15 protein-coding genes are annotated in these 12,866 nt (G+C 70.7%); 8 read left to right on the plus strand and 7 right to left on the minus strand.

Annotation, left to right across the window (positions count from 1 at the left end; all coding sequences use genetic code 11):
- The gene (locus SSP24_RS14740; protein WP_141309974.1) at positions 1 to 1,215 is read left to right on the plus strand and encodes a cation:proton antiporter; all 1,215 of its coding nucleotides are present in this window, start codon (positions 1 to 3) and stop codon (positions 1,213 to 1,215) included.
- Between the two features lie 49 nt (positions 1,216 to 1,264).
- Here SSP24_RS14740 and SSP24_RS14745 read toward each other — a convergent pair whose 3' ends face one another.
- The 4 genes from SSP24_RS14745 to SSP24_RS14760 form a co-directional block, all read right to left on the minus strand.
- Positions 1,265 to 3,910: an immunoglobulin domain-containing protein gene (locus SSP24_RS14745; protein ID WP_141309975.1), complete on the minus strand. Its 2,646-nt coding sequence runs from the start codon at positions 3,908 to 3,910 to the stop codon at positions 1,265 to 1,267.
- Between the two features lie 85 nt (positions 3,911 to 3,995).
- The gene (locus SSP24_RS43455; RefSeq protein WP_176605070.1) at positions 3,996 to 4,535 is read right to left on the minus strand and encodes a hypothetical protein; all 540 of its coding nucleotides are present in this window, start codon (positions 4,533 to 4,535) and stop codon (positions 3,996 to 3,998) included.
- Positions 4,536 to 4,725: 190 nt separating this feature from the next.
- Complete coding sequence (locus tag SSP24_RS14755) at positions 4,726 to 5,691, minus strand: HtaA domain-containing protein (RefSeq protein WP_167529588.1); 966 nt, start codon at positions 5,689 to 5,691, stop codon at positions 4,726 to 4,728.
- A gap of 88 nt (positions 5,692 to 5,779) precedes the next feature.
- Complete coding sequence (locus SSP24_RS14760) at positions 5,780 to 6,553, minus strand: hypothetical protein (protein WP_141309977.1); 774 nt, start codon at positions 6,551 to 6,553, stop codon at positions 5,780 to 5,782.
- Positions 6,554 to 6,638: 85 nt separating this feature from the next.
- Between SSP24_RS14760 and SSP24_RS14765 the strand changes: the two genes are divergently transcribed.
- On the plus strand, positions 6,639 to 7,694 hold the full coding sequence (locus SSP24_RS14765) for a heme/hemin ABC transporter substrate-binding protein (protein ID WP_141309978.1): 1,056 nt from the start codon (positions 6,639 to 6,641) through the stop codon (positions 7,692 to 7,694).
- A gap of 183 nt (positions 7,695 to 7,877) precedes the next feature.
- Here SSP24_RS14765 and SSP24_RS14770 read toward each other — a convergent pair whose 3' ends face one another.
- The gene (locus SSP24_RS14770) at positions 7,878 to 8,441 is read right to left on the minus strand and encodes a PadR family transcriptional regulator (RefSeq protein WP_141309979.1); all 564 of its coding nucleotides are present in this window, start codon (positions 8,439 to 8,441) and stop codon (positions 7,878 to 7,880) included.
- A gap of 131 nt (positions 8,442 to 8,572) precedes the next feature.
- On the opposite strand from SSP24_RS14770, the gene SSP24_RS14775 reads away from it, so the two are divergent.
- Positions 8,573 to 8,965, plus strand: coding sequence for a nuclear transport factor 2 family protein (locus SSP24_RS14775; RefSeq protein WP_141309980.1), 393 nt, complete (start codon positions 8,573 to 8,575; stop codon positions 8,963 to 8,965).
- A gap of 30 nt (positions 8,966 to 8,995) precedes the next feature.
- On the opposite strand, the gene SSP24_RS14780 is transcribed toward SSP24_RS14775, so the two are convergent.
- Positions 8,996 to 9,286 (minus strand): zinc-ribbon domain-containing protein, encoded by a 291-nt coding sequence (locus SSP24_RS14780; RefSeq protein WP_141309981.1) that lies wholly within the window; start codon positions 9,284 to 9,286, stop codon positions 8,996 to 8,998.
- 213 nt (positions 9,287 to 9,499) lie between these two features.
- Between SSP24_RS14780 and SSP24_RS14785 the strand changes: the two genes are divergently transcribed.
- Complete coding sequence (locus tag SSP24_RS14785) at positions 9,500 to 9,964, plus strand: SRPBCC family protein (protein ID WP_141309982.1); 465 nt, start codon at positions 9,500 to 9,502, stop codon at positions 9,962 to 9,964.
- Positions 9,965 to 10,125: 161 nt separating this feature from the next.
- A complete protein-coding gene (locus tag SSP24_RS14790) occupies positions 10,126 to 10,761 on the plus strand; it encodes an AMIN-like domain-containing (lipo)protein (protein ID WP_444546202.1) in 636 nt (211 codons plus the stop codon).
- A gap of 33 nt (positions 10,762 to 10,794) precedes the next feature.
- Here SSP24_RS14790 and SSP24_RS14795 read toward each other — a convergent pair whose 3' ends face one another.
- The gene (locus tag SSP24_RS14795; RefSeq protein ID WP_141309984.1) at positions 10,795 to 11,268 is read right to left on the minus strand and encodes an SRPBCC domain-containing protein; all 474 of its coding nucleotides are present in this window, start codon (positions 11,266 to 11,268) and stop codon (positions 10,795 to 10,797) included.
- Positions 11,269 to 11,468: 200 nt separating this feature from the next.
- Between SSP24_RS14795 and SSP24_RS14800 the strand changes: the two genes are divergently transcribed.
- Genes SSP24_RS14800 through SSP24_RS14810 form a run of 3 tightly spaced genes read left to right on the plus strand, consistent with a single transcriptional unit; the run spans position 11,469 to position 12,856 of the window.
- Positions 11,469 to 11,963 carry a DUF2617 family protein gene (locus SSP24_RS14800; protein WP_141309985.1) on the plus strand — a complete coding sequence of 165 codons (495 nt, stop codon included), beginning with the start codon at positions 11,469 to 11,471 and terminating at the stop codon, positions 11,961 to 11,963.
- Positions 11,960 to 12,358: a DUF4247 domain-containing protein gene (locus SSP24_RS14805; protein ID WP_141309986.1), complete on the plus strand. Its 399-nt coding sequence runs from the start codon at positions 11,960 to 11,962 to the stop codon at positions 12,356 to 12,358. Before SSP24_RS14800 ends, SSP24_RS14805 begins: the two co-directional genes overlap by 4 nt.
- Before the next feature lie 60 nt (positions 12,359 to 12,418).
- Positions 12,419 to 12,856, plus strand: a complete 438-nt coding sequence (locus SSP24_RS14810; RefSeq protein ID WP_141309987.1) for a DUF350 domain-containing protein — start codon at positions 12,419 to 12,421, stop codon at positions 12,854 to 12,856.
- The last annotated feature ends 10 nt before the right edge of the window (positions 12,857 to 12,866 follow it).

The following is a 12,866-nucleotide window of genomic DNA, read 5'->3' on the forward strand; positions in this document are numbered from 1 at the left end:
ATGTCACACGCGGGGACTCTCGTCCTGATCATGGCCGTCGCCGTGCTCGCTCCGCTCCTCGCCTATGGTCTGGGCCGCTGGATCCGCGTTCCCCTGGTCATCTTCGAGATCGTGCTCGGCATCCTCATCGGCCCGGACGTGCTCGGCTGGGTCCATGAGGAGCAGGTGATCGACACGCTCGCGGACCTCGGGCTGTGCATGCTGATCTTTCTTGCGGGCTACGAGATCGAGTTCGCGACAGTACGCGGGGACACGCTGCGTCGCTCGGTGTGGGCCTGGGTGGTCTCGCTGGCGCTGGGGCTCGGCCTGGCGTTCGCCCTCAGCGGCGCCGACGTCGACAAGAGCTTCGTCATCGGTACGGCACTGACCAGCACCGCGCTCGGCACGATCCTGCCGATCCTGCGCGACAGCGGCGATCTGCGCGGCCGGTTCGGCACGGTGGTGATGGCGTTCGGGGCGGTCGGCGAGTTCGGCCCCATCATCGCCATGGCGCTGCTGCTCAGCGGACGTGGGCCCGGTGAGTCCGCGGTGCTGCTCGTGGCCTTCGCCGCCGTCACGGCCGCCGCGGTGTTCTGGGCGCTGCGGCCGCGGCCGCCGTGGTTCTCGCGCGTCATCGCGGCGACCCTGCACAGCAGCGGGCAGTTCGCGGTCCGCTTCGTGATGCTGCTGCTGACCGGCATGCTCGCTCTGGCGTATGTGTTCGGCCTGGACAGCCTGCTCGGGGCCTTCGCGGCGGGGATGCTCACCCGACTGGTCCTGCAAGGGGCGGCGCCTGGCAGCGGCGAGGAGATCCTCGGCCGCGTCGAGGCGATGGGATTCGGCTTCCTGGTACCGCTCTTCTTCGTCGTCACCGGTGTCGAGTTCGACCTCGCCTCGCTGCTGGACGGCGGGCGGGCACTGGCACTGCTGCCGGTCTTCCTGCTGCTCTTCCTCGTCGTGCGCGGACTGCCGGTGTATCTGCTCGCACCGCGCGACCAGGGGCGCAGTGAGCGGGCCGCGCTGTCCTTGTACGCGTCGACGTGCCTGCCCCTCGTCGTCGCCATCACCACCATCGGGCTGGAGGAGCGGGTCGTGGGGGCGGGCGAGGCGGCGGCGCTGGTCGGGGCGGCGATGATCTCCGTGCTGGTCTTTCCGCTGCTGGCGCTCCGGTTGCGCACGGCGCGTGGCGAGGCGCGGGTACCGGAAGGAGCATCGCCGGGTTTCGAGAGCTGGTGACGCCCCGCGGGACGCAAAGTGCGGGGCGCCAACTCGGTGTGCCGTGCGGTCAGTCGGCCTGCGGCTCGGTGGTGGTGACCGCCGCTCCCCTGCCGCGGGCGCGCCGGTGGACGTACCAGCCGGTTGCCGTGAGCAGCGCGGCGAGGGCGGCCGCGATGCCGACCGTCGTACCGGTGGAGGCGAGGCTGCCGCCGCCGGAGGTGGTGGTCGTGCCGGTGCCGCCAGTGCTGCTGCCGGTACCCGTCCCACCGGTCGTACCGCCACCGGACGTCCCACCGCTCGACGCTCCGCCGCCCGAGCCGTTGCCGCCGGTGTCGCCGGTGTCGTCGTCGGTGTCCACCGGGTCCTGGCCGACGAAGCTGACCGGGACCTTGACGTCCTGAGAGCGGTCGCCGGACAGGGTGTGGTCGGCGCGGGTGGCGAGCACGCACTTGGCCTTGAAGCAGTCGGTGAACTCGTCCTTCGCGTCGACGGTCAGCTCCACCTCGAAGGTGCCGCCGTCGCCGTACGGGATCGCGAGGTCCTCGCCGTAGTCCGGCGGGTTGGAGGAGATCCACGCAGAGGAGTGGGAGGTGCCGGTCATGTCGACGCCGCCGATGCACGGCGTGGGCAGTTCGCCGGCGCCGTTGTCGACGCACAGGGCGACGTAGATGCCCTTGTCGACGTCGTAGCCGGAGCCGGTGACCGTCAGGGTCTGGTCCTCGGTGGCCAGGTTGTTCACCGGGGTGACTGTGAGCTTCTGGCCCTCGGGGCCGGTGATGGTCCTGGAGCCGGACGGCTCGGTGTTCTCGTCGTCGCCGCCGTCACCCCCGTCGTTGCCGCCGTCGTCGGGCTCCGTGACCGTCAGGGTGATGGGTGTCGTACGCGTCGTGCCGACCGGGTTGGTGAACTCCGCGCGGTACTCGTAGCCGTCGTGCGAGGCCTTCGCCGTGAAGGAGTACGCGTTCTGTGTCGCCCCCTCGATCGTGGACCAGGTCTGGCCACCGTCGGCGCTGACCTGCCAGCGCACGGTCGGCTCCGGCGTGCCCTCGGCCGCCGCCACGAACGTGACCTCGTCGCCGGGGCTGACGGACTGGTCGGTGGGGGCCTGGGTGACCTTGGGGGACATGCGGAGGTCGAACTTGACGACCTTGCTCTCCGCCTGGTGGGTGAGGTAGACGGAGGTGGCGCCGGGGGCGACGGCGACCCCCGCGTAGGCGCCCGCGCGGCTGCCGGGCAGCTCGACCGGAGCGGCCGCCTGCTCGAAGGTCGCGCTGTCGAACACCTGCAGGGAGCCGTTGTTGTCGGCGCCGTTGTCGGCGTTGCCGTAGTCCTCGCGAAGGACGAAGGCCCGCCCCGAGGTCTTGTCGAAGGCCATCGCCGTGGGACGGTCCTGGCCCGTCAGGGTGGTCAGGAGCTCGGCGTCCTTGTCGAAGACGAGCACGGAGTCCCCGACGCTCACCCAGACGTTGCCGGTCGCCGGGTCCGGCTCGACGAAGAAGACGGATCCGTCGGGGAGCTGGGCGGTGGCGGTGACCGTGAAGGAACCCGTGTCGACGCGGCGCAGCACCGGCTGCCCCTCGGCAGTGCCGACGGACCAGGCGGCGCCGTGGGCGGTGTCCACGCCGAGTTCGTTGCCGCCCTCCAGGTTCACGGTGCGCTTGACGGTGCCGGTGGCGGTCTCGATTTCCGAGAGGCTCGCGCCCTGGGCGACGAGGACGGTGGAGGCCTCGGTGCCCGGACCGACGCCGGTGACCGTGGAGCCGGTGAGCCAGACGCCCCGCGCGGCCGTGTCGCCGTCCTTGGCGGTGCCTATGCCGCGCAGCGGGTAGTGGAAGGCGACGCCGTCGCCGGGCAGCGGTGCGGCGATCCAGCGGACCACGCGGGCGGCCGGTGCGCCGGTGGATCCCGGGGCCTGCGCGATGTGGCTGAGGAGCTTGCCGTCGGAGGCGTCGAGGACGTACAGGCCCTGCTCGGCGACGTCCGCGGTGTCGGGGATGTTCTCCGAACCGACGTACAGCTTCCCCGAGTCGGGGTGCAGCAGGAGGTCCAGGGGGCGGCCGGCGGTGGTGAACTCGGCCGCCTTCACATAGCTGACGGTGCCCGCGGGTACGTCCACGCCGTCGCCGCCGTCGCCGGGGTCCTGGCCCTCGAAGGTGACGGGGATGCGGACGTCCTGGGAGCGGTCGCCGGCGGCGCGGTGGTCGACGCGGGTGACGACGGAGCAGGCGACCTGGGTGCAGTCGAGGCCGCCGTCCTCGGCCTTGACCTCGATCTCGACGTCGAAGGTGCCGTCCTCGCCGTAGGTCTCGGTGAGTTCGCCCTCGTTGGGGTCGCCCTCGGGCACGATCCACTTCGAGGAACCGCTGCCCCCGGTCTGGTCGGCACCGCCGAGGCAGGGGGTGGGGATGCGGTTGTCGCCGTTGTCCTTGCACAGGGCGACGTAGATGCCCTTGATCTCGTCGTAGCCCTCGCCGGTGATGCGGAGCGTCTCGCCGTCCGGGTCGAGGTTCGCGGAGGCGGAGACCGTGAGTTTCTGGCCGTCCTTGCCGAGGGCCGTCTTCGGCGTGTCGGCGGCCTGCGCCGGGGAGCCGACCGTCATGGCCGTCGCACCGGCGGCCACCAGGGCGGCGGCGCCGAGCAGCGCGGCGGGGCGTCTGAGCCGGGGTCTGGCCGGTCCGTCCGGCCGGTTGCGGTCCGTCGTGTCGTCAGTCATGGGAATTCCTCGCGTGTGGGGCGTGATCGGCACCCCCGGGGACGCCGAGCGCCGGGCCCTTGGCGGTGGGCCCGGCCGGTGGCGGTTACTGGAAGGTGATGGGGACGTGGACGTCGTACTTGCGGTCGCCGCTGTCGAAGTGGTCGGCGCGGGTGACCACGGCGCAGGTGACGTCCTCGCCGCAGAGGCTGCCGTCGTCGAGGGTGGCCTGGACGTAGATCTGGACGCTGAAGGTGCCGCCGGTGCCGAACTTGGAGCTGTTGGCGAACATGCCGCCGAAGGTGTTGTTCACCCAGTGCGAGGCGCCGGTCGAGCCGTTCTCGTCCTGGCCGCCCAGGCACGGGGTCGGCTTGTTCACGCCGGGGGCGCCGTCGACCACGCACAGGCCGACGTAGACGCCCTGGCCGGTGTTGTAGCCGGAGCCGGAGACGGTGATGACCTGACCGGCGGCCGCGGCCGTGTCCGGGCTGGTCAGCGACAGGTTGTAGGTGGTGCCGCCGTCGACGACGGTGCGGGTGGAGGTGGCGGCGGAGGCCGAGGTGGCCAGGCCCAGGGTGAGGGCGGCGGAGGCGGCGACGGCGAGACCGGCACGGGCGGTGTTACGGGCGGAGAGAACAGATCTCATGGGGTGCGAGCACCTTTCTCGATTTGAGCGCCCAACTTAGGCAAGGCAAACCTAAGTAGACGGTTCAGCCTTCTGTCAATGGGCGGCAAAGAATCCCCAACTCCGCGCGCCGCCAAGAGATTTGGGCATGCCGAGGAGCGGGCCGTGGCTCGGCCCGCTCCTGTCCGGGGTAAGTCCAGTAACACGCCGGTCAGCCCGCGCCCTGCACCCCGAACCGGGCGACGGCGCTGCCGTGTTCGCCGGTCACGGTGTACAGCTCGGCGAGGTGCTCGCCCTCGGCGGCGCCGGCGTACACGGGGAAGGTCCGGGCGACCCGGCCCTGTTCGTCGGCGACCACCTGGTAGCGGGTGTCGCCGTCGATCGCGACGAGGACCACCGCGCCGGGCGCGAAGCCCTCACCGGTGACCTCCTGTTCACCACCGGCGGTCAGGATCGGGTGCGCCACAGCCGCAGTGGGCCGTTTGGCCGGGGCAGCGGGGGTTGCGGTGGCCGTCGGGGACAGCTGCGGCGCGGGGCTCTCGGCCGGGCTTTCCGGCCGCTCGGGCGACGGCGAGGCCGCGCTGCCCGTACCGACCGTCAGGTCCAGCAGACCCAGGGCGTCCCCCGCGGCGAACTCCTGCCCGCTCCAGGCGGCCAGCAGCCGGGCGCCTTCGTCCGTGAGGGCGGCCCGCAGGCCGGTCCACGTCACGCCGCCGTCGCGTACGGCGGGCGCGGTGCCGCCCGACTCCACGTCCGCCAAGGCGACTTCGCGCTTCTCACCGTCGAGCTCCGTACGGACATACAGGGCGCCGCCCCCGTCGGCCAGCCGCAGCCGCAGGGCGCCGAGGAGCAACTGGTCGGCGGGCTCCGCCGGTAGCGTGAGCCTGACCGTGCCGTCGAACTCGACGTCCGCGTCGCCGGATTCGGGGTTCGCGCCGCCGCCGGTGGCCGGGAACCAGGTCCGGTTCGCGGAACCCTGGGCTCCCTCGCCTGCGATCAGGGACACACCCTGGTCCGTGAGCGCGGTGGCGGTCGTCGTCGCCCAGCTCGCGTAGCCGCCAGACACCTCGCGCGAGAACGCGTCCCCGTCCTGGGCGACCGCCACGCCCGGGCCCAGCAGCCCGAGCAGGGCGGCGCCCGTCAGGACGACGGCACCGGGTCTCTTCCTCGCCTTCACATCCAAGCCTCTCTGTGCAGCACGACTTTTTCAGTACGACGCTGACGACGACTTCGGTACGACGCTGATGGCGACGCCGATGTCGATGTCAGCCCGCATGTCCCGTGCGCCGCCGGCGCGCCCAGAACCACGTGCCGGTCCCGGCGGCGACCAGCCCGGCGGCGGTGAGCCCGAGCGGCACCGCGAGGTCCGAGCCGGTGCTGGCCAACGGGCCGCCCGGAGCGTTGTTGTCGGTGCCGACGCCCTTCGCGCCACCACCGGTCGTGGCGGACGCGCTCGGCGTGGCCGACGGCGAGTCATCGGCCGTCGCGCCCCCGCTGCTTCCGCTGAACGTGACCGGAATCCGTACCGTCTGGCTCTGGTCACCGCCCCGCGTGTGGTCGTTGCGCGTGATGACCGCGCAGGTGATGCCGGACTTGGTGCAGTCGGTGTTCGCGTCTTTCGCCCGCACCTTGATCTCCACGGAGAACGAGCCCTTGTGCCCGCTGCCCTCGTACGGCTTGGCGAGTCCCTCCCCGTACGACGGCGGGTTGGAGGAGACCCACACGGACGCCCCGGACTCGCCGGACATGTCCACTCCGCCCACGCACGGCGTGGGGGTCTTGCCGGATCCGTTGTCCACGCAGAAGGCGACGTAGATGCCCTTCTCGGTGTTGTAGCCGGAGCCGGACACGGTCACCGTCTCGCCCGCCGGATCGAGGCCGGACGCCTTGGAGACGGTGAGTTTCTGCCCCTCGGGCCCGGTGGCCGACGTCCCCGCGGCAACCGCCGGGGACGTCGCCGTCAGCGCCAGCGCGACCGATACGGCGGCCACGCCGAAGCGCCCAACTCGCCTGACGCGCAGGTCACTTACCCATGTCATGCAACACCCCCACCACACGATAACTTAGGGGAGCCTAACCTAAACTGTCGCTCAAGTGAGAGCCCGCCTACAGAAGGCCGATTCCATGCCCACTTCCGGAAAACCCCGTCAACGCCGGTGGCACGGGCGGGGCGCCGCCGTTGTCGCCCTGGCCGTCGCGCTGCTGACCTCGGCCTGTGGAGGCGGCTCGGGTGGTGCCACGGGGGCGGACGCGTCACCGCCCTCGGCGAGTGAGCGTGCCGTGGCGGCGCAGAAGCAGCTCGCGAAGAACTCCCTCGTGCCGCTCCAAGGGGAGCCACCGGAGTCTGAGTTGCCGGTCACGGTCGACTCGTCCGACGGACGCGAGGTCACCGTCGAGGACGCCTCCCGGATCCTGCCGCTCAACGGCGGCGTGGCGGAGATCGTCTTCACCCTCGGGCTGGGCGACCGGGTCGTGGGCCGCGACATCACGGCGACGTTCGAGGAGGCGAAGGATCTCCCCCTGGTCACCAAGGCGCACGACGTGAGCGCGGAGAGCGTGCTGTCCCTGCGTCCCACCGTCGTCCTCGCCGACACCGACACCGGGCCCAGCGAGGCGATCGACCAGATCCGCGACGCCGGTGTCCCGGTCGTCGTACTAGACCCGGCCACGGAACTGGCCAACGTCTCGACCCGCACCACCCGTATCGCCGAGGCGCTCGGCGTCCCCGAGGCGGGCAAGGCCCTCAACTCCCGTATCGACAAGGACCTCGCGGCTGCTCGCGCGGCGGTCCCCGAGGGCAGCCGTCCGAAGGTGGCCTTCCTCTACATGCGCGGCAGCGCGGCCGTGTACCTCATGGGCGGCAAGGGCTCCGGGGCCGACTCGCTGATCGACGCCGCGGGGGCGGTGGACGCGGGCGTCGAGTCCGGCCTGGACAAGCCGTTCACCCCGCTGACCAGCGAGGCCCTCATCAAGGCCCAGCCGGATGTGATCCTGATGATGAGCAAGGGCCTGGAGTCCGTCGGCGGCATCGACGGCCTGCTCGACGTGCCCGGCATCCGCGAGACACCGGCCGGCCAGACCCGCCGCGTCGTCACCCTGGAAGACGGCGTCCTGCTCAGCTTCGGCCCGCGCACTCCCCTGGTCATCGACATCCTGGTGGACCGGGTGCACCAGGCGTGAACGGGAGCCTCAACGCACGGCCTGCGCCTCGGCCATGCAGTACGGCCGAGGCCGGGCTCCCAACGCGCCCGGGCCGAACGCCGGGAAGGGGCGCGGGGAACTGCGCGACCAGCCACGACGGTGCCGCAGACGATGAACCTCACATCCCGGCACTTCCAGCGGAGCGCTCAGCCGGCGGAGCGCTCAGCGCACCGCCGCCCGCTCCTCCAGCCGCCGCAGCGCCAGTTCGCACCAGCGCAGGTTCTCCCGCTCGAAGGACATCCCCCGCAGCAGCGTGAGATACGGCCCGATCCGCTCGGCCACCGCGAAGTACTCGTCCTCCGTACGCCCGCCCAGCATCCGCTCCCGCAACCGCTCGTAGCGGGCCAGCTTTGCGGTGGCCCACTCCCCGCGCTCGGCGATCGCCGCGCGCACGGCCTCCATGTCGCCGACGTCGGCGCACTGGACCTTGACCATCAGCTCGTCCCGGATCGCGCTCGGCCGGGCGGGCGGTTCGGCGACGTAGGCCCGTACGGCCGCGAGGCCTGCCTCGGTGAGGGAGAACAGCCGCTTGTTGGGCCGCCGCTCCTGCTCGACGACGCGGGCGGCGACGAGGCCCTCGCGCTCCATGCGTTCCAGCTCCCGGTAGAGCTGCTGAGGGGTGGCCATCCAGAAGTTGGCGACGGAGGCGTCGAACCCCTTCGCGAGGTCGTACCCGGACGCCTCGCCCTCCAGCAGTGCGGCCATCACCGCGTTGCGCAATGCCATCGCGCCACGTTAGCACCGCGTTGACTAGTCAACGAGTTGAGCACCAAACCCTGGACAAGCCGGGCGTCCACTCCTAGCCTCACTGTCACCTATTCAATTCGTTGACTATCCGAGTGCCCGAGGTGAGCCGGATGCATCCCTTCCGTCAGGCGGTCGAACGCAAGGACATCGACGCCGTGGAGGCCCTGCTGGCCGACGACGTCGTCTTCACCAGCCCCGTCGTCTTCAAGCCGTACATCGGCAAGGCCGTCACGGCCGCGATCCTGCGCGCCGTCAGCGAGGTCTTCCAGGACTTCTCCTACGAGCGGGAGATCGGCGCACCCGACGCCCGCGACCACGCCCTGGCCTTCACCGCGACGGTCGCCGGAAAGCAGCTCCAGGGCTGCGACTTCCTGCGCATGAACGAGGACGGGAAGATCGCGGAACTCATGGTCATGGTCCGCCCACTGTCGGCCGCCAAGGCCCTGGCGGAGGAGATGGGCGCCCGCTTCGACGCCATCGCGCGGGAGGCGGCCGGGGCCTGACCCGCTGAACACGCCGCGGTGTCCATGCCTTCAGGACTGGTACGGCTGCTGCTGCGGCTGCCCGTACGGCTGACCGCCCGACCCGCCTGCCGCCTGCGCCTGCAGCTGCTCCGCCTGCTCCTTGGTCACCCTCTGCTCCGCTCCGCAGAACGTGCACTGGGTCGCGTACTTCGTCGAGAACGGGAACAGCGGCACAAAGAACAGCGTGAACTTCGTGACGCGCTTCCTGAGCGTGTGGGCGGCGGGATTGCCGCACTGGCCGCACACCAGCGTCAGTATCGCGAGCTGGTACAGGTATCCCTTGGTGCCGAAGATGATCATGAGGGCGTTCCTTCCGGGGCGGCGTCTGTCGGCGGTGAGCCGGTGCGTGGCGCGACGCGCTCACGGAACACAGCCTCGTACACACCCGCGCACTGGACCAAATGCTCAGGTCCCCTGCTGTTAACCCGTCCTCCCCGGGTACTCGCTGCACTGTCCCGAGATCCGCACGGCGGGCCGACGGCCTGCCGCACACGATCGCCAAGGAGGTCGGACATGAGCAAGGTCAAGGAAGCAGTAGAGGTCGAGGTCCCCCTGCACACCGCCTACAACCAGTGGACCCAGTTCGAGGAGTTCCCCAACTTCATGGAGGGCGTCGAGGAGGTCAGGCAGCTCGACGACCGCCACAACCACTGGACCACCAAGATCGGCGGAGTGCGCCGGGAGTTCGACACCGAGATCGTCGACCAGCTCCCCGACGAGCGGATCACCTGGCGCACCACCTCGGGTGAGACCCAGCAGAAGGGCACTGTCCGCTTCCAGCGCGTAGACGACACGCACACCCGCGTGGAACTGGTCATGGACGTCGAACCCACAGGCGCGGCGGAGAAGGCCGCGGACATGACGGGGACCATCGACCGGCGCATCAAGGGAGACATGCACCGCTTCAAGGACTACATCGAGCAGCGCGGAAGCGAAACCGGAGGCTGGCGAGGGCGCATCAAGCCCGGACCGTCCTGACCCCGACCGGCACAGCCCCCGAGAGCCGTGCCCTCAGCACGAGCATCCTCGGGGGTTGCGCCTGCCCCGAGCCGTAACAGTGCGTGATCCCCAGGTGCAACCTTTCGGCCATCCCGGTTGTCCTGGTAGATATCACCAACATGCACACCTTGGGGGATGCAATGGCGCGAAAAAGGACAGTGAAACCGCCGGTGTGGGTAGCGCTCGCGCTGATGAGCGCCACGTCGGCGGTGGCGGCCACCCCGGCCCAAGCCACCACGGCCCAAGCCGCCTCGACCCAAGCCGCCACCGCCCGCGCCTCGGTCGCCACCGCGCCGGCCACGGCGTGTCCGACCGGCTGGGGCAGCACGGCCAAGACCCGTACCGCCACCACGACGGTGCCGGTCACGAACATCAGGACCGGCCGCCAGGCCTGCTACGACCGGATGGTGATCGACCTCCCCGGCGCAGGCACCCGTGGGCTCGGCTACTCGGTCAGGTACGTCGACCAGCTCCACCAGGACGGATCAGGCCAACCCATTACGGTCGGCGGCGGAGCCATCCTGGAGGTACGGGTGACCGCACCCGCCTACGACCCCGACACCGGCGCGCCGACGTACCCCGCGCGGGCGGGCCGCCCGCTGCCGGGCGTTGACCTCACGGGATACCGCACCTTCCGGGACGCACGCTTCGCAGGCAGCTTCGAGGGCGAGACGCAGATCGGGCTCGGGGTGCGGGCCCGGCTGCCCTTCCGGGTAGTGGTGCTGACGGACCGCGTCGTGGTGGACGTGGCGCACAACTGGAACGGGACCCGCTGAGGACCGACGGACCACCGGCCCCGTCCCTCAGCCTCAGTCCGAACGAAGCTCGCCCGACTCCACCAGCCTGGCGAGCTTCGCCAACGCCATGCGCGTTCCCGTCTCGTTGTCCGCGGCGGGCACGGCGTCGGGGATGCCCTCGTGCACGATGAGGACGTCCGTGCCGCCGTCCGCGTCGGTGAGCGTGGTGGTCATCGTCATCGTGCCGCGCAGGGCGGGGTCCGCCGTCTCGAACTCCAGGACCTCCACCACCTGCTCATCGGGCACGAGCTTCGCGAAATGACCGTGGTACGTGTCGGTGTGCGGACTCGTCTTACCCGCCCCGTCCGGCATGTCGTACGTGAGCGACACACGGAACCTGCCACCTTCACGGGCCTCGAACTCGTGCACCTCGCTGCGCATCCCGTCCGGCACCCGCCACCGGGCGATGGCCTCCGCGTCCACAAGCGCCCGATACACAGCCCCACGCGAGGCGTTGACACGCCCCGAAACTCGCGTCGAATGCATGCCCTCAACGTACTCGGTGGGCACCGGTACCGCTGTCCCGCGCACGGCACTGACGTCGATCCGCGCCCGCCCCCGCAGACCCTCACGCGTATGCCATACTCAGCGGCGTTCTGCATGGTCCAACTCGGGGGATCTTCGTTGTTGCTGCGTTGTGCGCGCTCCGTCGTGGGCGCGCGGGTGGCGTTCTGGGGCTGTACCGGATGAGCGGTATAGCACTCGCCGCCCCGTATCTCGACACCGACGCCGACCAGTTGTCGTTCGCCCTCGGTCATCCCCCGTACACGGCGCTGGCCGTGCGGGACCTGACCGTCGGTGGACTCGACGTGCAGCTCCGGCTCCTGGGCGCCTCGCATCAGGTCTTCGCGGGGCCCGTCCGGGAGACCGTGGCCTGTCTGCCCGGTGTCGAGGGGGGCCTGCCGGACTCGGCGGAGCGCGAGCTCGACGGCTGGAACTACCGCTTCGGCGCCGGCGTCCGGCGTTTCCCCGCAGACGAGTTCAGCACTCAGGTGGCTGGGATCCGCGGTCGAGCGGAGGCACATCCCCGGGCGCTGTACGGCGTCTTCCCCGGCTCCCCGGACGCGGTCACCGCACTCACCGTCGAGTGGCGCGATACAGGACCGAGCTGGCGCACCTGGCACACGTATCCGCAGAGCCGCACGATCGTGGCGACGCACACCCGGCTGGAGGTCCGTTGAAGACCGCCCGACGCATCAGCGTCCTGTTCCTCGCCACGGCAGCGCTCGCCGCCTGCTCCGGTGACTCCGGCGGCAACGCCGTACCGTCGAGCTGGATCCGCAAGGAATACCGTGCCGGCGGCGGGGGCTATATCGACAGGACCGACCCGGTGTCCACGGTCGCGGACGAGATCGACAAGCACACCTCGGCCCAGGACCGCACCAGCAGCAGCTCCATGGTTTTCCTCCGCTACCGGGACGACATCGTCGCGGTCAGCCCCTACCAGGGCGGCAGCCGGATCGAGATCGACGACTACCGCAACGGCTACCGCCGTTGGAAGTCGCACCTGAGCTCGGTGTGGCCGGATCCCGACAGCGACTCGTTCCGTGGCGGGGGCCCCGGCTCCGGCAAGTGACCACCGCAACACACCACAGCCACCGCAGTACACATATCCGAAGTCCTCGAAAGGCACCCCGTGGCAGAGATCTTCGAGTCCGCAGGCACTGCCCTGCTCTACGGCCTGGTCGGCTTCGTGGTGATGGCGGTCGGGTTCATCGCCCTCGACCTCGTCACCCCCGGCAAGCTGATCCATGTGGTGTGGACGGAGCGCAACCGGGGCGCGGCCGTCCTCCTCGCCGGCCAGACGATCGCGATCGGCCTCGTCATCGACCAGTCCATCCGGGCCAGCGAGTCGGAACAGGGCCTGGGATACGGCCTGTTCAGCACCCTGCTGTACGGCCTGGCCGGGGTCGTCGTGATGACCCTGATCGCCTGCGTCATCGGGCTGCTGACCCCCGGCCGCCTCGGCCACGCCGTCCTCGACGACCAGGACGGCCGCCCCCACCCCGCCGCCTGGGTCCAGGCGGCCATCTACATCGGTACGGCCTTCATGGTCGGCGCTGCGGTCTCCTGAGCCTCCCGCC

It is taken from the genome of Streptomyces spinoverrucosus, from assembly GCF_006539505.1.
In the GTDB taxonomy this organism is placed as follows: domain Bacteria; phylum Actinomycetota; class Actinomycetes; order Streptomycetales; family Streptomycetaceae; genus Streptomyces; species Streptomyces spinoverrucosus.